The following is a 23,673-nucleotide window of genomic DNA, read 5'->3' on the forward strand; positions in this document are numbered from 1 at the left end:
ATGGCCAGAATGATGCAATCGCAGCCGCAGGCCATCGAGTCAGCGCAACGTTAGCACTGGCGCATGCAACAACAGCAATGATGAGCTTGTTGGCAAAGCGACAGATACGTCGCCATCCTCACCCAGAGCTCCATGCCTTGCGCATTCATTCTCGCGCTAAGCTCACCCGAACCCGGCTCCATCCAATGCGTTTGCCGCGTTGCGGTTCTCGCAAGCCCGATACACGCTGGGGGATCCGGGCTCGACAAGGCCAGTAGTGGCTACCACGGATCCTGCTGGACGCCCAGCGACGGGGCGCAAGATGGAGTGTAACCGCCTCGGCTCAACTGAGCGAGCGATTGTCCGCGTCATCAATTCCGTTGCGACAGCCCTATGTTTGCTAATTTCGATATGCTGGGTCGCCGCTGACCGCATTGCCCGTAACTCGCTGCGGCGGCGCAAACTTACTGGCGAAGAAGCCGGCCAATGCGTCTGGCGTGGTCGGCAGAACGGATCTGCGCCATTCAGCGTGGCCAGGACGATATGGAACGATGCTCGGGGCCCTCAAACCAACGAGAGCGCCCCACGCAGCCGCAGCAACGACAAAGTCGATCTGCGGGAGTGTCTTCACGGATCGTGCCCGGTCTCGTCCCGTTTTTTCGCATTGATTGTGATCGGCAACCGGGTGTCGCTTGCCATCTCGGGCAAATCGAGCACCCAACCATTAGCCACTTTGATCCAGCCGCCCCATAGCGTCTCGTACTCGGATTCCACGATTGGCTCTTCGAGATCCTTTTTTGGCACGTAGATGGACAGGCCCTCCGGAGACCGGCGGATCATGATTTTCACGAGGTCTACTCCTTAACTGTGACGCGGGCGATGGCGCGCATGCGAGCCACAATGTCGGACACAGCGCACACGACCTCATCGACCTCCGCGAAGGAGGTCTCACGCGACAGAGAAAAGCGCACGGCGCCGCGCATCCGCCATCTCGGCACCCGCATGGCGGTCAGAACATGCGATGACTGCATTGAGCCGGCGGCGCATGCTGATCCGAGCGACACGGCTATGCCTGCCCGATCGAGATGGTGGGCGATGGCTTCGCCTTCGAGATGGTCGAAGGCTATATTGGCGGTGTTCATCAACCGGTTGCTGATATCGCCGAGCACAACGCACTCCCCATTGCGCAAGATTCCGTGTTCAAGGCGGTCGCGCAAAGCGCCAATGCGAACTCGATCAGGTTCAAGCCGCTCCGCCGCAAGGTCGGCAGCTTTTCCCAGGCCAACGATCCCGGGAACATTCTCGGTCCCGCCGCGGCGCCCTCGTTCCTGTGATCCGCCGCAGATTAGCGGCCGGAATTTAGTTCCTTTGCGCAAATATAGTGCGCCGACCCCCTTGGGGCCGTGCAGTTTGTGCGCGGATAGCGACAGCATGTCGATCGCGCTGTCCTTTAGGTTCAAGCGCACCTTACCAATGGCCTGGACCGCATCTGTGTGAAACAGCGCGCCCGCCTCACGGGTCAATCCGGCCAGAAACTCCACAGGAAACATCGTTCCGGTCTCGTTATTGGCCCACATAACCGAGGCAATCGCTGTGCGTGGCCCAAGCGCGCAGCGAAACGCCTCGATATCGAGCCGCCCGCAATCATCTACGGGTACTATGTGCGTCTTGATTCCCCATGTCACCAATTGCTGAGTTTGCGCAAGTACAGCGGAGTGCTCAACCGAAGTGGTGACAATCTCGTCTCGCTCTTCCTGCGTCGCCAGCGCAGAGAGGATCGCGGCATTATTGGCTTCGGTCCCTCCTGAGGTGAAGACGATTTCATGATCGTGCGCGTTACCTAACAGGTCCCTCAGGCTTCGCCGGGCCTGCCTCACAGCAACTGCGACGTCGTTGCCGAAGGCATGCGTCGAAGAGGCATTGCCGAAGTTCTCAGTGAAGAACGGCAACATCGCTTGCACGACGGACGGATCAGTCCGCGTCGTTGCATTGTTATCGAGGTAAATCGGCACTCGATCTTTGCTCAATTCACCGCCCCACCTGTACCAGCAACGAGGATTAGCCGACTAAATCCGCGGATTTTATCCACCAGCCGCGCCTGCGCACCTCCCACGCTCGCCCCCGAAAGCTTACACGACGTACAGGGACCGGCCAGCCGAGCCATGAACATGCTGCCATCGATGCCGATCAGCTGCCAGTCGCCACTGTGGAGTTGCAGAATGAGGCATGATATCTTCGAGCGCGCCGCGAATGCGACGCTGTCGTAATGGACGACGATTGCCTCAGTTCTTTTGGCTCGACCGGCGCATTCGATGTTTTCTCCTCATCACCTGGACAATGTTTTTCATCAGCAGAACGATTTCCCGCAGGAGCAGTTCGCGGTGGCGTTCGGGTTGTGAAAAGTAAATCCAGAGCCCTCCAGCGCCACGACGAAATCGATGGTCGTACCGAATAGATGCTCGCAGCTCTTGCTATCGACGAACACCTTCAGCCCATCGCATTCGATCACGGTGTCGTCAGGCTTCGGTTCCTCGGCCAGACCCATCTTGTATTTGAATCCATTGCAGCCGCCTGCTTCAATGATGACGCGCAGACCGCCGGACGGGCGCGTGGACGATGACATCGCACTCTTGATTGCATTCACTGCGCTATCGGTCAGGTTGATCACGTCTTTCCCTCATCAGCTTGAACATAGCCAAGAGCAAGTCACGTGCCAGCGCGCAGACGCTTAATGATGCGCGCCTCGTACGTTGGCTTTGGAACAGGTGTCGGGTTTCTTACAAGCTACTTGAGGCGGTGCCAGCCAATCACGCGCTCTCTTCTTAGGCCGGGCCGCTACGCTGCGGCGGCAGGCAATTTGCATCGCATCTGGCACCGACCAACGGGTCGGTGAAGAGCTTAGATCGAGGACTAATTTAATGACTGCAATCGAGAACACCGCACTCGGCAGATTTGAGAAGGAGGGCCGCCTGCTCAACGCCGTACTCAAAGGTGCGACTACCAAGCCGGGCCGGTTCGGCTTTCGTGGCGACGTCGCACTGAAGTTCCAGGCTCAGGTCGCGGACGAGAAGCGACCGCCGGACTATTCGATCGAGCAGGTTCTGACCATCGCGCAGGACGGAGAACGCACTATTCCGGTGCTGGCCGGATACCTACACTCCTTCGCGTATCTTGCTGACGTCGCGACCGTCCTTGACGGCGCCTTGAGCCCAACCGGAAGCTACTTCATGTTTTGCAACAACATCGATTTGCTGGCGAAGTACAGAGTGAAGTTCGGCGATATTAACTTCCACGTCTTACCCTGCGATGAATCCACCGTTTGGAAGGAGATGATGGACCTGGTCGGGCTGAACAAGGACGACATCAAGAAGCTCGATCCGCGCGGTAAGCTTGATTACCTCCTCGATGCCGCAAAGGATCTCGATCTGTCCTATGAGGAGATCTCTTACGACGACGGGCTAAAGAGGATGGAGCCGGTGAAAAACCGCAACGAGAACCGCCCGGTCTGAGGCGGTCTTCAGTTGTTGGGCGATGCATCGTCTTCGACAAGACGCACGCCGAGGACACAGATATCACCATCCAGAACTGCCAACGCGATCGGCGTGAGCGTTCTACCCTGACATGGACCTTCGACACACCGGCCGGTGCCGAGTTCGAAGGTCGAACCGTGCTTGCCGCACATCAGTCGGATACCGTATGGGTCCAGGAATTGGTTCCGCTCCCAGTCCAAATTGACGCTGTTGTGAGGGCATTTATTGACATAGCCGAGTACCTTTTTGCCCCAGCGCACCACAATGATGGACCACGGTCGGTGATTGCCATCATCATCGACGACCATAAGATGGAATCCCATGGCCTGGCGGCTCGGAATGTCGTTAAAGCCGCAAATCGCATAAATCGCGTCTGGCTGCATTCATCGCTCGTTTATTGCAAAACGTTCTTCATTAGTCGCGTGCAATCGAGCCTGCAAGAACTGTACAAGTGTCGGAACGTGTTTCCGGCAATCCAACCGCAAGCTTCGCCGCCTCATTGGCGTTGACGCACAATTCAGAACAATTCGCAGGAGCATTGAGCCTTGCTGCCCTTTCCATGCCGGGCTGCGCAGCTACAGCTTTCGCGCTCCAACCTTTCTGGACCATTTGCCGGACTGCTAAACTCGATGGCTGGTTGCTGCTCGCTAATCGTCACGCTGCGGAAGGCCCGGTTCCGATGCCCTGCGACCGTATCCATCGCGGCATCGCAAGTGCCTTCCCAGAAAGTGAACGCTCGCTCCCCGCCCGCGAGGGGCGCCCGAGGCGAACGTGCGCCCCCTTTTAGGCTAGCCCTTGCGCCCGCGCGTGGAACGGCGAAATGTCCGTCATTTCCGGCCCGCAGCTGCTGTTGCAGCCACTTTACTCCACGAAGAGCTCCCTACTAAGAGCGTGCTCCAAGTAAAGTGAAGGCTCATCGTCTGAGGAATCCGACTCGAACCTTCCCTCAGTATCGATACCACCGCCTTCAGCTTTCGAAAGATACTTCGTCGCCGGTGAAGAACGGCTGAGCGAACGAGTTAGAATCGCACTTTGTCGTTGTGGACTGGTTTGCAACTGCGGGGTTTTAGTGCACCGGGCATCGGAGCCTTGGAATTTCATTTTCAGTTCCGTCGAATCGCCGCCAGCCATAATTTCGTCGTCGCACGAAGGTGGCGATGCGGCCGAAGAACGTGTTTCCAGTACTTCACCGGCGAAGAGTTCTTTCAGCACGCCTCCCCGCACGAGCGCTGGGGACCTGAGCCACTGGCGCAAGCGGCCGACAAGCTGGAGGTGTTGCAGGCCAACAGCCTGCGGGTGGCGCACGAGGACGGCACGTTATCGAATCAGGACCTCAGGCGGGTCACGGTCGACACTACTGTGCAGCGAAGGCCATCACCTTCCCCACCGACCAAGCTGCTGCCCCCGGGGATCAAGGGGATCAGCCGCCTGGCGAGCAAGCCCGGGGTCAAGCTCCGGCAGTCCTATCTTGGTATTACCAACACCGCGGCAATGATGGCTTCCGGCTACGCCCTTGCAAGCAATTCAAGCGGCATCACCGCCAGTTGCGCATCCTGCGCAGCCGGCTGGGCCGGATCATCCGCGAGATCCGCCGCAAGATCGAAGGTCAGTCTGCGCTCGAGAACGCGTTCACCCTTCTGCTTGGAAGGGCCACGCAAATTCGCGCGCAGCGGCAGCGCCAGCGCGGCTGCAGCTGCATTCTTTCCACGCCTCGGACGCGAAGTGCCTCGGCGATGGAGGGGCGCCAGTGCACCTGATATTTCGGTGCACCCGCGCCGCGCCTTCATCTCCGGCCAAAAGCACGGGGTCTTCGGCATCATCAAGCGCGAGCTGCGCCGCCCCTCCGCCATCGAACCCGTCATAGGACAACTGAAGGCCGATGGTCACCTCGGCCGCTGTTACCTCAAAGGCCGCGCCGTCGGCGCCGACAATCACCCTCTCCGCCGTCGGCCACAACTTCCGCCGCATCCTCACCTGGCTGAGCACTCTTTGGCGCACCACCATCATTGTTGCCCTCAGCGACCATCATCGCTGAAAACGGCTTCCTAACGAAGACCACGTATGCGTTCAAGAACGAGGACGGCGTGTCCCAGGCGCCGGCACCAGCCTATATCATCGCGAAGAAACTACCTCGCCGAACCCGGCTATCGACTCCCGATCGAAGAAGGTGGCTTACTTATTGGCCTGGCCCGAGATGACCGAACCTTCGAGCTTCGCTAGACTATGCGGAAATGTGAGTGATGACGGCCTGAGATAGGCGGCGTATCGAGGCGGGTGTCGAAGGCCGCCAAAACCTCTCCAGGATAGCGATACGCCATGAATGACACTACCAATACTGTTCCATCAGGCGCGAGCTCCTGATTGACATCAAGCAAAGCGCGGGTTGCAGATCGGCCCGGAAATTGCCGTCGGCGACGGCGCGCTCGGCTTCTGGAAGGCTTCCCGGCACCCGACACCCGCGATGCTAGGTGCACAACACCGTCAATATCGTGGACAAGGTACCGCTCTCGGTGCAAGCCGCCAACAGAGGGATTCGCGCCAAGTCTATTTGGCGCCGAATCGGACGTCCGCCCGCAGCGGCAATCGACGTCTTTGCGAACAACACCGCGCCAGATGCGGACGGGCAGACGAATGATCGCCGCAATCGTCGTCTCACCATGAAGAAAAACGCTAGTCTATCTCATCCGTCGTTCGCAGTTGATCGCAATGCTCGGCAGGGAAGTCGTAGAAGGCCAGCAGGGTTTCGCGGTCCTTGACCAGGCTCGTGGCCAAGTTTGACCGTCCCGCAGAGAGACCATATCATTTCCAGGTTGCTTATCCTCGATCGGATTCATGATCACTTCATGGTTCTCTTTGAGCGCCCGCCGCCGCTCTTACGGGCTCTGCTTTGGTGCATTGACGATGTCGCCGACTGTATCAAGATGCCCCACTCAAGCAGGATTGGTCGGTAGACCGCCGCCCTAGCCAACCGCGGTGGGGGAGCACCGGGCTGCGCAGCGCCAGCGGCAGCTGAGGGCTAAGCCGCGTTGGCGGCGAGCGGCCCAGCGCTGATCGGGCAGCACTCTGGGCGCGATCCCGCCGCCTGACGCAAGCGCGTGTTGAAGTGGCGAGCCATTCCTGCAGCAACATACTCAATGAGCTCGAGTAGCCACCGCTTTCAGGCCCGACCTCGTCCACAGCGACTATTCGGCAGCCGACCCCGGGCCTAGATTGAGGCGCTCGAAGTACCAAGACGTGTCATCGCCTGACGACTCTGTCTCATCACTTGCTTCACTCGAAGCTCGCTCGATATTCGCCTGAGCACCACTACTCTCGGCGGCAAGATATCCTTCAGGTTTGCCTACACGTTGCCATTTACCTTCGTCGTTATGCGTCCACTTGTCGGGATGCTGGTGAGGATCAAGTACCCAGTGATTCTTATCACTCACAGGAACAAAGCCCATCTGAGCCAGACGGGACTCGATGCCTGGGAACGCAGGTTTTGACATTATCAATGCTTGTTCGCCGTCTTGCCGAAGCTGATGTTCAAGTAGAATATCGCCAGCGTTCTCGACGAGCGGATGAGTAACCCGAAGATCTACTTGGGATGTGACCGCGTTGCGACCGGGAAACTGGGCGCTGAATCGCCTTCCTCCTACCCGAAGTCCGCCTTCTGTCCTCAGAAGCCCGACAGTTTTGTCACCCAAGCGATAGGCGTAATATCGCGCCTGGTCGGTGTCTTCGTCGGTGTGACCATAGGTTCTAGCAATGTTTGCCGCGCGCTCAGCTTTTGTGGATATGAAATCCGAGTACTCCAGTGGACGCTCGGCAATGTACTTGATGTCGTCGCCATAGAAGGCCTTCACTTCTTCCCCGAACTCATCACTGTCGATCTCTTTGATCGGAGGTTGGGAAGTTACAGAGTACGGCCGTGTCGCTGCCTGAGACGAACTTGGGCCAGCATCGGGCGCCATGCCTGCAAGCCTTTCCGCAAAGCCCTCGTCATCTGAATGCCTTGCTTCATCAGCCTGGGTAGCGCTTGTGGATTGGCTAGATGAGCCAACAATTCGGCCATACATCGGATCGCTCTCCTGTCGGTACGTTTTGGGGGTCCAGAGCTCGCGTTGCTCGAGCTCTACCGAGGATGGTAAGATGTCTAGCTGACCACGAGCTGACGCGCCGAGGTTGAGCATCTGTCGCCGGCTCTTGTGAGAGGAAGCTAACTCCTCGTCAGTGAAGAGCGGCTAAGCAAATGAGCTAGAACCGCATCTCATCGTTGTGGACTGATCTGCGAAGGCACGGTCTTGGTGCACCGGGCATCGGAGTCTTGGAATTTCATTTTCAGGAATCCGTCGAAATCGACAGCCATAATTCCGTCGCATCGGATGTGGCGATACGGCCGAAGAAGCACAGGACGACGGGGATCGGGCAATCTGTTCCGGGCCAGGCTGGACCAGATCGTCAATATGAAGCAGGCGCGGTTCAGCTCGGCGGCAAGGTCGATTGGGACTGGATCGACATCCGCCGCTGTACAGCGAGAATGGCCGGCGCGCCGCAGGTCCACGAGCTTGTTTCGAGCAGGCGGGATCGAGCCACACAACCTGCGAATGCAACGCCGCAAATTACTCGCGACGCTCGGTCAGCGGCAGTTGGGCATCCTGCGCGCCTAGCTAAAGACTCTTTGGCGTCTCTTCCTGACCGCCGATGGCACTGAGTTCCGGCCAGAGATGCGCGCCGGATGAGGCAGTCTTAAACCACACCAGATGCGCCTTTGGCGGAACAAGCGTCCCCGCCGGGACGAAGGTGTTGGCAATCTTGAAGTCGTCCCTGCTCCTTGTGGAGACGACCGCGGAAAGAACTATGAACCCGGCAGTGGATCACGTTTACTATCGGGGTTGACACCGTGCCTGCGATTAAAAGAACGGACGACTACCTCGTAGGCCTGTCGACCCGCTTCCACACGTCGTTCTCAGTTCCTCGTCCACACTTCGGGGTGCTGGTTAGGATCAAGCACTCAGTGGTTGCGGCCCACGTGAACAACACCCAGTTCCGCTAGACGGGCTCCATGCCTCTCCTTGCAGGACGTGACAAGACCAACGGATGATCGCCCTCCTCTCGCATTTGATGTTCCAGGAAGATATCGCCCGCGTTCTCGCGCGGATGAGTAACCTGAAGACCTACCACGGACGTGATATCGTTGCGGCCCAGCTGTTCCTGAAATGCTCTCCTTCAATCCGAGCCGGGCCTGCTGCTCTTAAAGCTGCTGCTCCTAAAGGCCCCGGAGAGCTGCCTTCGCTCATGCAGCTTCGGCTGCAGCCGAAACGTGGGTCTGGCAGTCGGCCGGGCAAACCCTGGCGCACGCACCGCAGCCGATGCAGGCACCCTGATCGTTCAGGACCATGATCTTCTTCTCGATCTCATCGTCCTCGTCATTGTCGAGGTCGATAAGTTCGCCTTCCTCGTTGATTCCTTTCAAGGTAATGACATCTCGACCGCACACCTTGAAACAGCGGCCACAGCCGATGCATTTCTTTGCATCGATCGTGATCAAGTATTGTGGCGTCCAGTCGCGTCCGTCTCGTGTTTGAAACGACATGCATTGCTCCCTCTAGGTATTCTCCAGCGCCTTTAAGGCGAGGCTCTTGCGCTCAAGTTCGGCATAAGCATCGTACGCCTTCTGCGCGACCACCATGATCGAGGTCCAGTTGATGGGCAGTTCTTCCGAAAGGTCGTGCAGATCCATCTTGGCCTGAATCGCCTTGGCGGACACCTTCCTTAGTTCGGCCTTCAGTGTTTCACGATCGCTCATGAGTGTGCATCCTCAATAGTTCGCCACGTCAGGGAATTGCCGAATCAGGCCAACTCCATCCCTGACATATTTATCCCCCTCCTGAGCCAGCTTGACGAAACTGTCGAATCCGAAGCGATGCACGTCGCGCAGCTGCTTGTTTACGGCGACCAACCGCCCTGCGATGAGCACTATGCGCCCGAAGCCTTCATGATGCAGCTTCAGAATCGGCTGAATCATAACGCCGGTCTCCCTCTCTACTGACAGCGCAACTGCATTGAAGAACAGCTCAAGCCGCCACAATGTCTTGGCATCGGGATCACCGATAATCGGCAATGCGCGCCGCTTCTCCATGTTCAGGATATAGGGTTCGAGCAGATCACGATCGCTCTTCCCTTCCCAGGCTCCGTTGGTATCCTGAGCACGCCAAATCTTGACCAAATCGATGAGGAATGGCGCGTCGACCGGGCTGGCCTGCTGCTCTATTTTTGCGGTCATATCACCTCATTCATCAAACTCGAACGTTCTCCCCTGGTCCTTTGCCATGACCTTGCGCAGCCAGGGAGGTGGTGTGCCCCTCAGCACCCGCTCGAGTTTTTCTAGGAGCACTAGAATGTTTTCTGGTTTGCTCACCTTGATAGGATGGATTTTGTTGGCCACCACTCGCGCAGCCGCTGCACCACCAATGGCAGCGACGTAAAGGATTGCGCAATCCTTGATAGCCTCGATCTTTGGCGCCAACTTATCATCGCTGCCGTCTTCCTTAAGATCGCCATCAAACTCGATCGCTTTAACAAACACGTGCCCGCCAGGAGCGACATCGTAGATTGCGATATTCTTTGCCCAACCAAAATGAGCATCGACGCGTCTCAGGTCCTGAGTGGCAAACGCAACTTTCATGCAACCGACCTCTCAGTCGCGATGGTGGAGCTGCGATGGCCCGCGCATCGTGGCAGTACGCGCCCAGTCCGCCACTTATCGGGCGTAGGCTGATCGTTCTCGTCGCGATGCGCGATCACGAGATTCGCGATTTCGAAGATCACATTCCGCGTACCACGGTAGCCTACCGATAGCTGGTGTCCCGCGCCAAGTCGATCGAATATCGGAAAACCTGCGCGATAGAACGGCACCTTCAGCCGCGCCGCCGCTTGCCTTCCATGCGAATGCGTGATCAGCAGATCGCAGTTGTTCTTTTTGGCAAGGCCTTCCAGATCTTCGAGATCGCCAATGATTACCTCCTTGGTCTTGATCCGTTCGATCACCTCCGACTGAGTAGTCGTCACGGCAACGGCCACCTGCGTGCCCATGTCGTTCAGCATGCCGGACAAATCAAACAGAAGGTCTGGCTCAGCACCGATTGCGAGCTTGCGACCGCCAATATGGAAGTGCGCATCCAGCATGGCATCTGTGAGCTGACCGCGCTGGCGTCGATATTTCAAGGGTATCGGGCGGCCGCTGATCTCACTCAAAAACGTCATGAACTCATCATTCGGACAAAGGCCACACAGCCGCTCGAAGACACGAAAAGGCACGCCGGTCTTTGCCTGCATGACCTCTGCAGCTCGCCGCATCTGCGCACCGATAGCAATCGTCCACCCGGCGCGACCCATATCCGCAATTTGGCCGACGCCGATGCCGCCGATGGTCGTTGGCGTAAACTCATCCGGGATATGCCCATCGAGCGATCCCGCCAGGTCAGGGAGGAAGGACGGAGACAACCCGAAATCCTCCAGTATGACACGGAGTTCATCAAGATCGCCGGGCGTGAGGTGACATCCCGGCAGAACATTCACCCTCGATGGATCCCTCAGGCGACTGGCATTTGGCCCATCCACCAGCACCTCCACAATGCGCGCGACAGCCTTCTCCCAGCCGTCCTGGAACGCACCCTTGAAATCAGGTGTCGAGACGTAAACGAGCGGCAACTTTGCGAGTTGCGGATGCTTGCTCCGGATCAGCTTGAGGTAGGCATCCACATCGTCGCCGTTGGTCTCGGTGACACCAGTCGAGCAGATTCCGATGACCTTTGGCTTAGCTCGCTTGTAGATGTTCAGTATCGCCTGCTCGAGATTCTCATAACCACCCAGTACAGTCGTGACCTCACTCATCGCGGTGGTCTGCAGCGGTACAGCCTCTTTGAAATGCCGGACAAAGAGCGTGAGCCCGAAGGATGTGCACCCCTGGGAGCCGTGCAGAAGCGGCATCGCCCCGCCCAGCCCCATGAAGGCAAATGCGCCGCCGATCGGCTGGCTCATCTTCAGCGGGTTGACAGCGCAGGCTTTTGTTGGCGTCGTAACGATGGCCATGACGCCTCCCTACTCTGCGGCCTGCCGCATGGCAGATGGCTCGGACACCAAGATCTCCTCGATACGTCTTTGACAGCAGCCACCGACCGCATTGGTATGCTCCCTGACCGCTTCGACGCTCCTCAGGCGATGCGCGTAGATTGCATCCTCGATCGTGCCCAGATCGACCCTGTTGCACATGCAGATCTTCCTGGCGCGGCGCGACTTTTCCGCGAGCGCCGGGTCGGCGAGCGCGGTCGCGGGCGATTGCATCTGCTCCATCGCCTTGGCAAACGCCTCCCATGGCGCAGGTCGACGTAGCTGCTTCCACATCGGACTGGAGAGCGACTTATCGATCTCCTCCACCAGCTTGACCATTCCGACATAGCCCATATAGGCGTGGCAACGCTCCTGGTTGATATCGAGCCAAGGCACCGCCGCTTTCAGCGCGACGAACTGCGACTTTCCGCCCGATAGCATGATGTCCGCCTTTGCGCCCTTCAGCATCTCGTACATTTCGCGCGGCGTCATATTCTCGATCATGTGGGCATCATGCCCCATGAGCTCCTTAATGCGCTCCTTATCTTCGTTGGTCGATTTTTTTACGCTGGTGCCGACTACCTCAAGCCCGGCTTCCTGGAGTGCCGCAACGACCGACCATGACTTGACGCCGCCGGTCATTAACAAGGCCTTTTTGCCTTCGAACCGTGGCTTATACGGCTCGATCGCACCCCAGGCCCACGCTTCCTCGCGCGCGATCAACGCTTCGGTGCGCCCGAGCAGATCTGTCGGGGCGCCGCGTTCAACCAATAAGCGGGCAATCTGCCGTAGCGATTCGCTCGAATCTTGAATACCGTAGAAAGAACCCTCGAAGAATGGAATCCCGTAGCGTTGCTCCATCTTCCGTGCGACGTTGATCATGGACTTTGAGCACACCAACATCGCCGCCCGTGCGCGATGAGATGAAGCGACTTCACGATATTTGCCATTGCCTGAGATGCAGCAGAGAATTCGCACTCCAAGCTCGTCTAGTAATGGCTTCACTTGCCAGAGCTCTCCCGCAAGGTTGTATTCTCCGATCAGATTGATGTCGTACGGCGTGGTGTAGTCCGGTTCTCGCGTACCGATCACATAGTCGAGCAAGGCCTCGCCGGCCAGCTTGTTGCCGAGGTTCTTCGAACCGACGAAGCCCGGAGAATTGATCGGGATCACCGGCTTTGAGAATCTTCGAGACGCCGCCTTGCAGACTGCGTTGATGTCGTCGCCGATCATCGCCGGGATGCAGGTTTGATAAACGAAGATGGCGGACGGATCGCACTTGTCGATGATCTCCTTGATAGCTTTGCAAAGCCGCTTCTCGCCTCCGAATACGATATCGGTTTCGCTCAAATCGGTTGTGAATGCGGTGCGCCACAGATCCGAGCCGGACGACGCCGCACCGCGATTGTCCCAGGAATTGCCCTCGCACGCGATCGGACCATGTACCAAGTGAGCCACGTCGGTGAACGGCTGCAGCGCAACCTTGGCGCCATCGAAAGCACAGCCGCCAGCAGCACTACCCGGCTGCAGCTGTTTGGTGCAGCCGTTCCTTCGTTCAGCCTCCGACTTACTGCCATTCTTGGCGCAGCCCGGCTCGTCGAAGATATTCTGGACCGTGGCCGCTAGTGAACTCATCCTGTTTCCTCTCAGGGCGAACAAATTGCAAAGTCAACGACCATGTGCTCGTGCCATCGTCCATTGCTTGGGCGATGGCACGCGCAGTCGCTCATCAGCGAATGATGTCGAAGCTGTAGTCCGTTTTGCCAAGAACGTTGGTGTTCTTGTCGATCTCGTCGAAGATCTTGTCCAGGATCTTCACCAGCACATTCAGGCCGCCCTGATAGCCCCATAGAGGGGAGCGATGATGGTGATGCCGATCAAAAATCGGAAAGCCGATGCGGATCAGTGGCGTTCCGGTATCACGCTCCAGGTACTTCCCGTAGGTGTTGCCAATCAGAAAATCGACCGGCTCGGTAAACAGGAGTGAGCGCATGTGCCAGAGGTCTCGGCCGGGATAGGCTTGGCAGCCCTGTCCAAATGGCGAGCTTGCAAGCAGCGCCTGCATTTTTTCCTGCCATGCCTTGTTGCCGTTGGTAGACAGCACATGGGTCGGTTCGGCGCCGAGTTCGAGCAGAAACGCAGCCAACCCATAGCAAAGATCCGGATCGCCATAGATCGCGAACTTCTTGCCATGAACATGCGCGCTGGAGTCGGCGATGGCGTCCACCAGGCGGCCACGTTCTCGCGCAAGTTGCTCGGGAATCTCCTTGCCGCTGAGGCGTGACAGCGCGACGATGAAGTCATCCGTTGCAGATAAGCCCACCGGGTAGTTGAAGGATACGACGTCCTGGCCATGCTCCGCCACGAATGTCAGCGTCTTTTCCGTGCACCACTGTTGCATGGAGATAGTCGCCTTGGCATGAATCGCGTTCGCCGCATCCTCCAGCGTCGTACCACCGTCATACATCCGGAATTCGCCGTCGGTCGGAGTATCAAAGACTTCCGAATTGTCGGCGAGAACCGTATGCTGGATGCCCATCAATTCCAAGATGCGCTTGATCTCGCGAAGGTTCCCAACGGTATAGCCATCGAACCCGCCAATGATGTTGATCGCCCCATTCGGTTTGCGCGCAAGCTTCGGCGCTGTTCCGGCTTTGCCGTCCCAAAAATGCTCCAGAATGCCCTTGAGCGCATTGTCATAGCCGGTGACGTGGCTGCCGACGAACGCCGGCGTGTGGGCGAACGGCACGTCGAAGTCCGCCGGAACCGAGCCTTTTTCTTTCGAAGTCTTGATGAAGGCGTTGAGGTCATCGCCGATCACCTCGGCCATGCAGGTTGTGGAAACCGCAATCATCTTCGGCTTATACATGTTGTAGCTGTTCGCGAGCCCGTCGATCATGTTGTTCAGACCGCCGAATACGGCAGCGTCTTCCGTCATTGACGAAGAGACACAGGAGCTAGGCTCCTTGAAGTGCCGCGACAAATGACTGCGGTAATAGGCCACACAGCCTTGCGAGCCGTGGACGAAGGGCAACGTGCGCTCAAAGCCAACAGATGCGAATACGGCGCCAAGCGGCTGGCACGCCTTGGCCGGATTTACCGCTAGCGCCTCTCGCGCGAAGTTTTTCTCGCGATATTCGGCGGTTTTCGTCCATTCCTTGATACGTTCGACCTCGGCGGGATGGCGAGGGTTCTCGAATATCTTCTTCTTGGCCAGCATCTGCTGGTATTCTGGACCGCGGAACAGTTCGACATGATCGATCACGTGCTCGGCACTCTGCGCCATTGGTGAAATCCTTCACTATCGTCGAGATTGGTATCGCCCGGCTTTCCCAAGCGAGATGAGTTGCTTTATTCCGCAGCCTGGAGCTTGGCCCTCGAAGCTTCCTTCCAGGGGGCCTTCGTTTTCTTCCAAATCGGCGAGTTGACAGCCATATCCATGTCGCGCGCAAAGATCGCGAATCCGTCATAGCCGTGATATGGACCCGAATAGTCCCAAGAGTGCATCTGCCGGAACGGCACACCCATCTTTTGAAAAACGTACTTTTCCTTGATACCCGACCCTACAAGGTCAGGCTGGAGCTTTTCAACGAAGCGCTCGAACTCATAGCCATTGACGTCATCGTAGATAAGCGTGCTGTCCTTCACGTAGTGCTGAGCTGTGCGCTGATAGTCATCGTTGTGACCGAACTCGTATCCGGTGCCAATGACTTCCATCCCCAAGTCCTCATATGCGCCGATAACATGACGCGGACGGAGCCCGCCGACGTACAGCATCACCGTCTTGCCCTCCAAGCGAGGCCGATATTTAGCGATCACCGCATTCACGAGCGGCTGATACTTCTGGATTACCCGCTCGGCGCCTTCCTTGATCTTGTCGTCGAAATAACCCGCAATCTTGCGCAATGACTCTGCGATCTTTGATGGTCCGAAGAAATTGTACTCGCACCACGGGATACCGAACTTCTCTTCCATGTGGCGTGAGATGTAGTTCATCGAACGGTAGCAATGCAGAATGTTAAGCTTTGCCTTCGGCGTTGCTTCGAGCTCAGCCAGTGAGCCGTCGCCGGACCACTGCGCGATTACCCGCAGGCCCATCTCCTCCAGCAGAATTCGTGATGACCAGGCGTCGCCGCCGATATTGTAGTCTCCGATAATCGCAACATCGTACGGCGTCGGCTCGAACTTGGGTTTGCCATCGCCCTCGAGATGGCCGAAAATCCAATCGCGCACCGCATCGTTCGCAATGTGATGGCCCAGTGACTGCGACACGCCCCGGAAGCCCTCACAACGGACCGGCACGATGGTCTTGCCGCCATATTCCTTGGATTTCGCTCGTGACACGGCTTCGATATCGTCACCGATCAATCCAATCGGGCATTCCGATTGGATCGTGATGCCGTTGTTAAGTGGAAACAGCTCTTGGATTTCATCAAGAATTTTGACCAGTTTTTTGTCGCCGCCGAATACGATGTCCTTCTCCTGGAAGTCGGAGGTGAACTGCAGGGTCACAAAGCTATCGATACCCGTGGTGCCAACGTAATAGTTGCGACGCGAGCCCCACGAATATTGACCGCAGCCGACGGGGCCATGGCTGATATGAACCATGTCCTTGATTGGTCCCCAGACCACCCCCTTTGACCCTGCATAGGCGCAGCCTCTGATCGTCATCACGCCAGGTATGGATTTGATGTTGGACTTCACGCCGCAGTCTGACTTTCCGGCCTGGTGAACATTGAGGTGCTTGGCACGCCGTTTCGCGGTTTTCTCCGGATAGACCTTCAGCACCTCCTCGATCAGCTCTTTGTTGCGAGCCCTGATTTCTGCGATGCTCTGGGTCGTGGCGAGACTCATCTGATGTCCTTCAAAGGTTAGCTGTTGCGAGGGCGGCTTCTTGATCCAAGACTTTTGCAACCAGCATGCCAGTGTCTCGCGAGCACCAAAACTGCAACAATCAAAACTACTTAGCGAGCCTCGTGCGGTGACACGGGCGTTGTTGCGAATCCGACATCACGCTTTCGCAGAGAACTCTTGATGTGGCCCCGTTCGAAATGGAACAAGGCGGGCTCTGCCTGAAATTCCCTACCCAGTGTAGGACGCCATATAAGTTTGGACTTGCGCCACCCAAGCTGGACTCAGCGCCACCTATGTCTGGACTGACGGCCCTCCCGCACACGGCTTCAATGGTTAGAATTGACCGCTCATGACGGTCTGGTTGCAGATTCGAGTCCTGCCCGACCGCTGTAAGTGCGGACATTATCACGGCTATAGGCAAAGGAACGGTTGTCGCGAAACGATGGACGTCGACGCGAGAAACCCGCAGAGCTGCTCCCTACCGCCTGCTCCGTGACGCCTTCTTTCGCTTGCCCGCTTCCAGCGGCTTGACGAATATTTCGAAGCGATGACTGACGATCTCAAAGCCGTGAGCGCGCGCAATCTCTTCCTGTAGGCGCTCGATCTCATCGGAACGGAATTCGATGACATCACCGGTCTCGATATTGATCAGGTGATCATGATGCTCCCGGCCTGCCGTTTCGTATCTTGCCCGGCCATCGCCGAAAGCATGGCTTTCCAGAATCCCCGACTCCTGGAGCAGTCGCACGGTGCGATAAACGGTCGCAATGGCGATGCTCGGATCGATCGACATCGCGCGCCTGTGCACTTCGATCGCATCCGGGTGATCGGATGCCGTGGCCAGCACGTCGAGAATGACGCGGCGCGGCCCGGTCAGCCGCAAACCCTTCTCGCGGCACAGCCGCTCAAACTCTTCATTCAGCCTTGATTGCATCAGCGCCCTATCGGGTGGCGCGGGTCACAGCTTACCTGCGATCAGCACGTGACCTCCCTACTCGTTTCCTGCAGTTCCCGCTATAAGCCCGCGTCCAAGGCCCTTCTGCTTTTGCGACTTAGTTGCAAATAGTTTGACTTCCGGAAGCAGGCATGCAATTCTCTTATTGCAAATAACTCGCAATAAGGGGCGGCTGGCATGCGGTTGTATCGATGGGCTGTGGGGGTGAGTGCGCTCGCCTTGTCGACGGGTGCGCATGCCCAGACGGTCCAACTCGAGGAGATCGTGGTCACATCGCCCAGCCCGATCGCACAATCGGGCCAGACGACCGGCGAGAACGTCCCTTGGTGGGCCACCTCTCAGTCGATACCGGTGGCGCCGTCATTCAGTTCGGTGTCGGTGGTCACCCCTCAGCAGGCCTTGAGCCGCGGGGCAGCGTCTCTTGGCGACACCCTGAGTACGACACCCGGCGTTTCATCGACATCGTTCTCCCCGGTCGCAAGTCGTCCGGTGATCCGCGGTCTCGGCGGCTTCCGCGTCCGCACGCAGGAAGATGGCATCGGCTCCGGCGACATGGCGAACCTGGGCGAAGACCATGCGGTGACGATCGATCCGCTCATGAGCGGCCAAGTCGAGGTCATTCGCGGACCCGGTACGCTGCGCTATGGCTCGCAGGCCATCGGTGGTGTCGTGAGCGCCAATAACGGGCGAATTCCGACCTTTGTGCCGGCAAACGGTATCGCTTTTCAGGCGCGTGGCGGCCTGAACAGCGTCAGCAACGGCAAGGACGGAGCCGTCCTGCTCGACGCGGGCGGCGGAAATTTTGCGCTCCACCTCGATGCATTCAAACGAAGCGCCGGCGACTACCGCATTCCGGGCGGAGTCCAGGAGAACTCGAGCTACTCTTCCCAGGGGCAAAGCCTCGGCGGCTCCTACATTTTCAACGATGGCTTTGTCGGACTGTCCTACCAGAGCATGGCGATGACCTATTTCATTCCGGGCATCGAGTCGGCCCGGGTGAAGAACCATATCGACCTCCGCCAATCCAAGTGGAGCAGCCGCGGCGAGTGGCGGCTTCGCGAAGGGGGAATCGACACGATCAAGTACTGGCTCGGCTATACCGCCTACAAGCATCTGGAAATCGACGGCGTTGGCGCAGCAGCCGAGGTTGGTTCGACGTTCAGGAACCGGGAATTCGAATCACGTGCGGAAATCTCGCATCTGCCCGTCAACACCGCACTAGGCGAGCTCAGAGGCGCCGTCGGCTTGCAATGGGGCCGGCGCGATCTGTCGGTCGGAGGCGCGGACGAACAGCTCCTCGCCCCCGCCCGCGCACAGAACGTCGCGGCCTTCGTGTTCGAGGAACTGCAGGTCACATCCGCGCTCCGCGCCCAAGGCGCCGTCCGCGCCGAGCGCACGGACATCAACGGCACCGGCGCGCGCTTCCCGGCCTCGTTTCTTCCGCCGCCCAACGATCCGACGACGTTCCCGGTCAGCCGCGATTTCGTGCCGGTCAGCGCCAGCGCCGGACTGTTGTACGACCTTCCCTACGAGATGGTCGCGCGGGTCACGGCACAGCATGTCGAGCGTGCGCCGGATCCGATCGAATTGTTCTACAAGGGACCGCACGACACGCCGCGGACGTTCGAGATCGGCGACCCCACCATGACGCTCGAGAAAGCCAATTCTCTCGAGCTCGGGCTGAAGCGCGGCCGTGGCGATACAAGGTTCGATGCGTCGATCTTCTACACGAAGTTCGACAACTTCATCTTCAAGAATTTCACCGGCGTCAGGTGCGGTGACGACTTCGCCTCCTGCGGCACTCCCGGCGCGACGTTCGACCAGATCATCTACTCGCAGCGCGACGCCAAGTTCGTGGGCGGCGAGCTTCAGGTCGAGCATGACGTTGCCAAGGTCTGGAACGGCGTATGGGGCGTCGAGGCACAGTACGACTTCGTCCGCGCCACGTTCACGGATGGCAGCTTCGTTCCCAAGATTCCGCCTCACCGGCTGGGCGGCGGAATCTTCTATCGGGATCCGAACTGGATCGCGCGGGTCAATCTGCTGCATGCCTTCGCGCAACACAATCTCGGAGCGTTCGAGACGCCGACTGCTGGATATAATCTTCTCAACGCCGAGCTGAGCTACACGACCACAGTGCCGACGGGATCCCTGCCCATGGAGGTGAGCCTGGGCCTGAAAGGCGAGAACCTGCTGAATGACGATATCCGCTTCCACCAATCCTACAAGAAGGACGAGGTTCTGCAACCGGGACGCAATATCCGGGTGTTCTCCTCCGTGAAATTCTGAGCGGCTCGGATCCGGTCGCCAAGTGATCGAAAGAACGGCGAGCGATGTCCGGCAGCCATTGCAACTGCGGACATCGCTCGCGCGATGAGGAAGGACTTAGGTTATGTTGAGTGACGCTGCGGCCACGCTACCTCACGACTTGTCGCCGTGGGGAATGTTCATGCAGGCCGACATCGTCGTGAAAGCGGTGATGATCGGGCTGGCCTTCGCCTCGCTGGTGACCTGGACGATCTGGCTTGCCAAGGGCCTGGAATTGATGGCCGCCCGGCGGCGGGCACGCAGTTGCGTGCGCAAACTTGTCCGCGCCGGCAACCTGGAAGCGGCGCGCGAGGAGATCGAAGCCGGCTGGACCGGCAAGGGCGACGTCGCCGGCCTGATGGAAGCCGCCGAGCGCGAATGCCGTCGCTCGCCGAATCTGTCGGCCGACGGCATCAAGGAACGGCTTGCGATTGCGCTATCGCGCATCGAGGCCAGGGCCGGCCGCGACATCGCCCGCGGCACCGGATTGCTGGCGACGATCGGAGCGACTGCCCCGTTCGTCGGCCTGTTCGGCACCGTGTGGGGCATCATGAACTCGTTCATCGGCATCTCGCAGTCCAAGACCACCAACCTTGCGGTGGTCGCGCCGGGCATTGCCGAAGCGCTGCTGGCGACCGCACTCGGCCTGGTGGCAGCCATTCCGGCCGTCATTATCTACAACGTGTTCGCTCGCGCGCTCGCAAGCTACCGGGCGCTGTTGTCCGATGCTTCCGGCGAGATCATTCAGCACGTCTCGCGCGATCTGGAGCGGCAGGACCGCGGGTTGCTCTCATCAGTGGTGGCGCTGGAGCGCGGCCGCGCCGCTGCGGAGTGAGCTGCCATGGCCGTATCACTCAAGGACCCGCAGGACGGCGGCATCGATGAACTGAGCGAGATCAACGTTACGCCGTTCATCGACGTGATGCTGGTGCTGCTCATCATCTTCATGGTGGCTGCACCGCTGTCGACGGTCGATGTCGCGGTCGATCTGCCGGTGTCCAATGCGCAGCCCCAACCGCGCCCGGACGAGCCGCTGTTCCTCACCGTCAAGCAGGATCTGAGCCTGGCGCTCGGCAACGAGGATGTGCCGCGCAGCGTCTTGCAGGCAATTCTGGATGAACAGACCGGCCATGACCGCGAGCAGCGCGTGTTCCTGCGTGCCGATGGCGTCGTCGCCTATCGCGAACTGATGAACGTGATGAATCTGCTGCGGCAGGCGGGTTACCTCAAGATCGCGCTGGTCGGCCTCGAAGATACCGGACAGGCGACGATCCCGGTCTCGGGCGCCGCGACGCAGCCATGACGGCGATCGACTGGCGCGACCCTGACGGCAGAATCGGCGGCGAGGCGACGCTGCCCTCGGCGTTGCGCTGGACGGCGGCCGGCCTCGCCGTGGTCGCGCTGCATGCGGGAGGCGTGTGGCTCAGCATTAACCGGCCGGCGCCGCAGGCCATGCCGGGTGGGCCGCCGGACGCCATCATGATCGAGCTCGCACCACTCACCGCCGCGCCGGAGCCGACGGCGGCCGACGTCGCTCCCGGACCGCAGGTGACGGAAACCCCACCCGATCCAACTCCTGCCCCGCAGGAGAAGCCGCCGGAAGAATCGAAAGAGACGTCCCAACCGATCGAACCGCCCGCCGCCCGCAATCCCGAGGTCGACATTCCCAAGCTGCCCGAGACGGAGCGTGCGGATGCTGTGCTGACACCGCCGAAACCACCTGAACCACAGCCCAAGAGGCCAGCGCCGAAACGGGCCGCTCCACAGACGAGTGCGCCCAGCGTCAGGACGCAACAGCGCGCGGACAGCTTCGCCGCACCGGCGCCAAGCGCAGCGCGCGCCCCGGCTGCATCTGCCGCAAGCTGGCAAAGCGCCCTTGCCGCGCATCTCAATCGACACAAGCGCTACCCCCCGGGCGCCGGCCAAGGGGTTGCGTCGGTCATATTCACGATCGACCGGGGCGGCCGTGTCGTGTCGGCGCGTCTGGCGCGCTCCTCAGGTGACAGCGCTCTCGACAGCGAGGCTGTCGCCCTCGCGCGACGCGCAAGTCCGGTGCCGACGCCTCCTGCCGGTCACGGCGGAGACACGCTGACGATTTCCGTCCCGATCAGGTTTGATCGTAGCTAACCGAACGGTATGGACGGAATTGCGGTGACAGTGCTGGACTGCATCGTAGTGACGAACCGCGCACCGTTGCTGGCCGTGCTTGCCGCAGCCGCCTCGCGGCGGACCCTGTAGCTCAATGGTTAGAGCCGGCCGCTCATAACGGTTTGGTTGCAGGTTCGAGTCCTGCCGGGCCCACCACGCTTCGCCCTTCGTATGCGGACACTTTGAAAACGACTCGATTTCCGGTTTAAGAACGACTCGATTTCGTTTTGAAAACGACTCGATCTCAGATCACACTGACGTGACTGACGAATTCCGCTTCGATTTTTTGCCGATTTTTCAGCGCGAGAAAACCGAGGGGGGTCCATTCTGCTTCTGAGCCGCCGCGTCCAGCGCCCATCGGGCTCGCAAATTGCTCCCGAATCAGTTGGACTTGCCGCTGGGAGTACGGAGGAAGTCACAAACCCTGGTCGCCCGCAGTAGCCGGTAGTGGTGAGCGTCGACTCTCGATCATCTTGATTGCTTCACTGGCGCTCAGGATCCTCGGTTGATGAGGATCCTGCTCCCACATTCGTTCCGAGCCGTCCCAGATCCACTCCTCGAACGGAGAGACCACGAAGGGAACGAAGCGACGAATGTGCCCGACGTCGAAGTTGGTGCCGACCGCGTTGGCGCGGAAAAACTCCGCCAAGCTTATTGCTTGAGAGACTTTCTTGTCCAAGCGGCGATTCCGCTCTGAGATCGTAGCGGGCTTGCCGATTTCGTAATCGAGGGGCCGGCCGATCGATACGCACTCGAACAAAAACAGTTCGTTTCCGATCGCGACCCCGGCGTCTAACTGCCGAGATGAGCCGGCAAGCGCTTTCTTGACGCCCGTTTCGACAGTGAACCCGCGCGCCGTCAGCGCAAAACGAAAGACCTCTTCGAACGCGGGACCTCTTGCCTCCGGGTCGTAGGCAAGTCCGACGAACAGATTAGAAAGTAGTGATGGTAGGGCCTGAATGTCGAACACGTCGCCGAGTCCAAACGGGATAAAGAGATAACGGGGGCCTCCGCTCCAGAGAGCGATGTTCGCTTGGCGTTGAGCCGTAAGCATTAGCGCAGAGATAACTGCAGCAATCACTTCTCGCGGGACGGGAACTTCGGCAGAGAAAACGGGTAATCGGCGTTCGATTTCCTCTATTAGACTATCGGACGAGAATTCCAGGTGTCGGTATCCGCGCATCATGGAGTTGAGAAAGTTCGATCCGAACGCCCTCACCATGTCTTCCTCCCGCTCCGTCGCAAAAAAGGGAGGCGGGAGGTTGAAGATATTAGCCAGAGCCCAAATGACGCACATAAACTGAGACAGGCTGTATCCGTACTGCGCTTCGAAGGGGGCATCTAAAAAAGAGTGCGAGTCCAGGAAATGGCGAGCATTGAACAGGCCCGGAAGATAATTAGTCCGGGCCTTGATGGGCAATTCCAGACCCATTCCCTGCCAATATTCAGGACCAGTTTCCCTCTTCGACGTGTTGTAAACTGGCACCATCACTTCATCGATTGTTGGCAGACCAGGTCTGGAAATTGGGGCTGCTTTGGCATCAAACCAAACTCCAAGGCTGGAGGAATCCCAGGCCGTCTCGGCAGTTCTGGCGTCAATGCTGGCGATCAAAAGAGCCTGCTCAGGCGTGTCCTGCTCAATCCAGCTACCGTCCTCATTAAGGGTGAGCTCGCATCCTTTTCCGATCGATCGGAGAAGGGCCAATGCGCGCCAATATTGGTAGGCGAGACCTTCGAGCAGGTGCATATCGATGAAGTCGTCTGCCGAAAATTCTCCGATCACTAGTTGCGGAGGATTCGTCATTATGT

At 58.7% G+C, this 23,673-nt stretch carries 20 protein-coding genes, 1 tRNA gene and 2 pseudogenes; 8 read left to right on the forward strand and 15 right to left on the reverse strand.

Going from position 1 to position 23,673, the window contains the following annotated elements; all coding sequences use genetic code 11:
- Nucleotides 1-606: 606 nt before the first annotated feature.
- From nifT to I6F12_RS25240, 3 genes are all read right to left on the reverse strand, one after another.
- Complete coding sequence (gene nifT / locus I6F12_RS25230) at nt 607-828, reverse strand: putative nitrogen fixation protein NifT (protein ID WP_036014895.1); 222 nt, start codon at nt 826-828, stop codon at nt 607-609.
- Between the two features lie 5 nt (nt 829-833).
- Nucleotides 834-2,006: a cysteine desulfurase NifS gene (gene nifS / locus I6F12_RS25235; protein ID WP_225124652.1), complete on the reverse strand. Its 1,173-nt coding sequence runs from the start codon at nt 2,004-2,006 to the stop codon at nt 834-836.
- A 320-nt stretch (nt 2,007-2,326) separates the two neighbouring features.
- A complete protein-coding gene (locus tag I6F12_RS25240) occupies nt 2,327-2,647 on the reverse strand; it encodes an iron-sulfur cluster assembly accessory protein (RefSeq protein WP_225124653.1) in 321 nt (106 codons plus the stop codon).
- A 250-nt stretch (nt 2,648-2,897) separates the two neighbouring features.
- Here I6F12_RS25240 and I6F12_RS25245 point away from each other — a divergent pair, with 250 nt between their 5' ends.
- Entirely contained in the window at nt 2,898-3,488 is a 591-nt protein-coding gene (locus I6F12_RS25245) for a hypothetical protein (protein WP_036014903.1), read from the forward strand.
- An 8-nt stretch (nt 3,489-3,496) separates the two neighbouring features.
- Here I6F12_RS25245 and I6F12_RS25250 read toward each other — a convergent pair whose 3' ends face one another.
- Entirely contained in the window at nt 3,497-3,892 is a 396-nt protein-coding gene (locus I6F12_RS25250; protein WP_036014905.1) for a Rieske 2Fe-2S domain-containing protein, read from the reverse strand.
- A gap of 793 nt (nt 3,893-4,685) precedes the next feature.
- Here I6F12_RS25250 and I6F12_RS25255 point away from each other — a divergent pair.
- Nucleotides 4,686-5,487 (forward strand): annotated as a pseudogene (locus tag I6F12_RS25255) (IS5/IS1182 family transposase); the annotation flags it as partial.
- Between the two features lie 1,204 nt (nt 5,488-6,691).
- Here the strand turns inward: I6F12_RS25255 and I6F12_RS25260 are convergent.
- Nucleotides 6,692-7,681 carry a host specificity protein gene (locus I6F12_RS25260; RefSeq protein ID WP_225157473.1) on the reverse strand — a complete coding sequence of 330 codons (990 nt, stop codon included), beginning with the start codon at nt 7,679-7,681 and terminating at the stop codon, nt 6,692-6,694.
- 200 nt (nt 7,682-7,881) lie between these two features.
- On the opposite strand from I6F12_RS25260, the pseudogene I6F12_RS25265 reads away from it, so the two are divergent.
- Nucleotides 7,882-8,036 (forward strand): annotated as a pseudogene (locus tag I6F12_RS25265) (IS5/IS1182 family transposase); the annotation flags it as partial.
- A 748-nt stretch (nt 8,037-8,784) separates the two neighbouring features.
- Here the strand turns inward: I6F12_RS25265 and fdxB are convergent.
- The 9 genes from fdxB to I6F12_RS25310 all read right to left on the reverse strand — a co-directional run bounded on the left by fdxB (nt 8,785) and on the right by I6F12_RS25310 (nt 17,388).
- Nucleotides 8,785-9,084, reverse strand: coding sequence for a ferredoxin III, nif-specific (fdxB, locus tag I6F12_RS25270; RefSeq protein WP_225157474.1), 300 nt, complete (start codon nt 9,082-9,084; stop codon nt 8,785-8,787).
- 12 nt (nt 9,085-9,096) lie between these two features.
- Nucleotides 9,097-9,297: a CCE_0567 family metalloprotein gene (locus tag I6F12_RS25275; protein ID WP_036014914.1), complete on the reverse strand. Its 201-nt coding sequence runs from the start codon at nt 9,295-9,297 to the stop codon at nt 9,097-9,099.
- A 12-nt stretch (nt 9,298-9,309) separates the two neighbouring features.
- On the reverse strand, nt 9,310-9,774 hold the full coding sequence (locus tag I6F12_RS25280; RefSeq protein WP_225157475.1) for a NifX-associated nitrogen fixation protein: 465 nt from the start codon (nt 9,772-9,774) through the stop codon (nt 9,310-9,312).
- A gap of 6 nt (nt 9,775-9,780) precedes the next feature.
- On the reverse strand, nt 9,781-10,176 hold the full coding sequence (nifX, locus tag I6F12_RS25285; protein WP_225157476.1) for a nitrogen fixation protein NifX: 396 nt from the start codon (nt 10,174-10,176) through the stop codon (nt 9,781-9,783).
- The gene (gene nifN, locus I6F12_RS25290; RefSeq protein WP_225157477.1) at nt 10,173-11,582 is read right to left on the reverse strand and encodes a nitrogenase iron-molybdenum cofactor biosynthesis protein NifN; all 1,410 of its coding nucleotides are present in this window, start codon (nt 11,580-11,582) and stop codon (nt 10,173-10,175) included. Before nifN ends, nifX begins: the two co-directional genes overlap by 4 nt.
- 9 nt (nt 11,583-11,591) lie before the next feature.
- Entirely contained in the window at nt 11,592-13,235 is a 1,644-nt protein-coding gene (nifE, locus tag I6F12_RS25295) for a nitrogenase iron-molybdenum cofactor biosynthesis protein NifE (RefSeq protein WP_225157478.1), read from the reverse strand.
- 94 nt (nt 13,236-13,329) lie between these two features.
- On the reverse strand, nt 13,330-14,886 hold the full coding sequence (gene nifK, locus I6F12_RS25300) for a nitrogenase molybdenum-iron protein subunit beta (protein WP_225157479.1): 1,557 nt from the start codon (nt 14,884-14,886) through the stop codon (nt 13,330-13,332).
- Nucleotides 14,887-14,951: 65 nt separating this feature from the next.
- Nucleotides 14,952-16,454 carry a nitrogenase molybdenum-iron protein alpha chain gene (gene nifD, locus I6F12_RS25305; protein WP_225157480.1) on the reverse strand — a complete coding sequence of 501 codons (1,503 nt, stop codon included), beginning with the start codon at nt 16,452-16,454 and terminating at the stop codon, nt 14,952-14,954.
- Between the two features lie 478 nt (nt 16,455-16,932).
- A complete protein-coding gene (locus I6F12_RS25310; RefSeq protein ID WP_036015841.1) occupies nt 16,933-17,388 on the reverse strand; it encodes a Fur family transcriptional regulator in 456 nt (151 codons plus the stop codon).
- Between the two features lie 225 nt (nt 17,389-17,613).
- Between I6F12_RS25310 and I6F12_RS25315 the strand changes: the two genes are divergently transcribed.
- The 5 genes from I6F12_RS25315 (at nt 17,614) to I6F12_RS25335 (ending at nt 22,020) form a co-directional block, all read left to right on the forward strand.
- Nucleotides 17,614-19,698 carry a TonB-dependent receptor gene (locus I6F12_RS25315; protein WP_225157481.1) on the forward strand — a complete coding sequence of 695 codons (2,085 nt, stop codon included), beginning with the start codon at nt 17,614-17,616 and terminating at the stop codon, nt 19,696-19,698.
- Between the two features lie 103 nt (nt 19,699-19,801).
- Entirely contained in the window at nt 19,802-20,551 is a 750-nt protein-coding gene (gene exbB, locus I6F12_RS25320) for a tonB-system energizer ExbB (protein WP_225157482.1), read from the forward strand.
- Between the two features lie 6 nt (nt 20,552-20,557).
- Nucleotides 20,558-21,019 carry a TonB system transport protein ExbD gene (gene exbD / locus I6F12_RS25325; protein ID WP_225157483.1) on the forward strand — a complete coding sequence of 154 codons (462 nt, stop codon included), beginning with the start codon at nt 20,558-20,560 and terminating at the stop codon, nt 21,017-21,019.
- The gene (locus I6F12_RS25330; protein WP_225125875.1) at nt 21,016-21,843 is read left to right on the forward strand and encodes an energy transducer TonB; all 828 of its coding nucleotides are present in this window, start codon (nt 21,016-21,018) and stop codon (nt 21,841-21,843) included. The genes exbD and I6F12_RS25330 overlap by 4 nt, the downstream gene beginning before the upstream one ends.
- 100 nt (nt 21,844-21,943) lie before the next feature.
- Nucleotides 21,944-22,020, forward strand: a tRNA-Ile gene (locus I6F12_RS25335).
- A gap of 259 nt (nt 22,021-22,279) precedes the next feature.
- On the opposite strand, the gene I6F12_RS25340 is transcribed toward I6F12_RS25335, so the two are convergent.
- Nucleotides 22,280-23,668: a hypothetical protein gene (locus I6F12_RS25340; RefSeq protein ID WP_225157484.1), complete on the reverse strand. Its 1,389-nt coding sequence runs from the start codon at nt 23,666-23,668 to the stop codon at nt 22,280-22,282.
- Between the last annotated feature and the right edge of the window lie 5 nt (nt 23,669-23,673).

Source organism: Bradyrhizobium sp. IC4059 (assembly GCF_020193615.1).
Lineage (GTDB): Bacteria > Pseudomonadota > Alphaproteobacteria > Rhizobiales > Xanthobacteraceae > Bradyrhizobium > Bradyrhizobium yuanmingense.

Bases quoted from the DNA above. Each gene is read 5' to 3' on its own strand.
- I6F12_RS25340 (WP_225157484.1), bottom strand. From the start codon at position 23,668: ATGACGAATCCTCCGCAACTAGTGATCGGAGAATTTTCGGCAGACGAC.
- I6F12_RS25250 (WP_036014905.1), bottom strand. From the start codon at position 3,892: ATGCAGCCAGACGCGATTTATGCGATTTGCGGCTTTAACGACATTCCG.
- nifN (WP_225157477.1), bottom strand. From the start codon at position 11,582: ATGGCCATCGTTACGACGCCAACAAAAGCCTGCGCTGTCAACCCGCTG.
- fdxB (WP_225157474.1), bottom strand. From the start codon at position 9,084: ATGTCGTTTCAAACACGAGACGGACGCGACTGGACGCCACAATACTTG.
- nifK (WP_225157479.1), bottom strand. From the start codon at position 14,886: ATGGCGCAGAGTGCCGAGCACGTGATCGATCATGTCGAACTGTTCCGC.
- exbB (WP_225157482.1), top strand. From the start codon at position 19,802: ATGTTGAGTGACGCTGCGGCCACGCTACCTCACGACTTGTCGCCGTGG.
- I6F12_RS25280 (WP_225157475.1), bottom strand. From the start codon at position 9,774: ATGACCGCAAAAATAGAGCAGCAGGCCAGCCCGGTCGACGCGCCATTC.
- I6F12_RS25260 (WP_225157473.1), bottom strand. From the start codon at position 7,681: ATGCTCAACCTCGGCGCGTCAGCTCGTGGTCAGCTAGACATCTTACCA.
- exbD (WP_225157483.1), top strand. From the start codon at position 20,558: ATGGCCGTATCACTCAAGGACCCGCAGGACGGCGGCATCGATGAACTG.
- I6F12_RS25310 (WP_036015841.1), bottom strand. From the start codon at position 17,388: ATGCAATCAAGGCTGAATGAAGAGTTTGAGCGGCTGTGCCGCGAGAAG.
- I6F12_RS25275 (WP_036014914.1), bottom strand. From the start codon at position 9,297: ATGAGCGATCGTGAAACACTGAAGGCCGAACTAAGGAAGGTGTCCGCC.
- I6F12_RS25330 (WP_225125875.1), top strand. From the start codon at position 21,016: ATGACGGCGATCGACTGGCGCGACCCTGACGGCAGAATCGGCGGCGAG.
- nifE (WP_225157478.1), bottom strand. From the start codon at position 13,235: ATGAGTTCACTAGCGGCCACGGTCCAGAATATCTTCGACGAGCCGGGC.
- I6F12_RS25245 (WP_036014903.1), top strand. From the start codon at position 2,898: ATGACTGCAATCGAGAACACCGCACTCGGCAGATTTGAGAAGGAGGGC.
- nifD (WP_225157480.1), bottom strand. From the start codon at position 16,454: ATGAGTCTCGCCACGACCCAGAGCATCGCAGAAATCAGGGCTCGCAAC.
- nifX (WP_225157476.1), bottom strand. From the start codon at position 10,176: ATGAAAGTTGCGTTTGCCACTCAGGACCTGAGACGCGTCGATGCTCAT.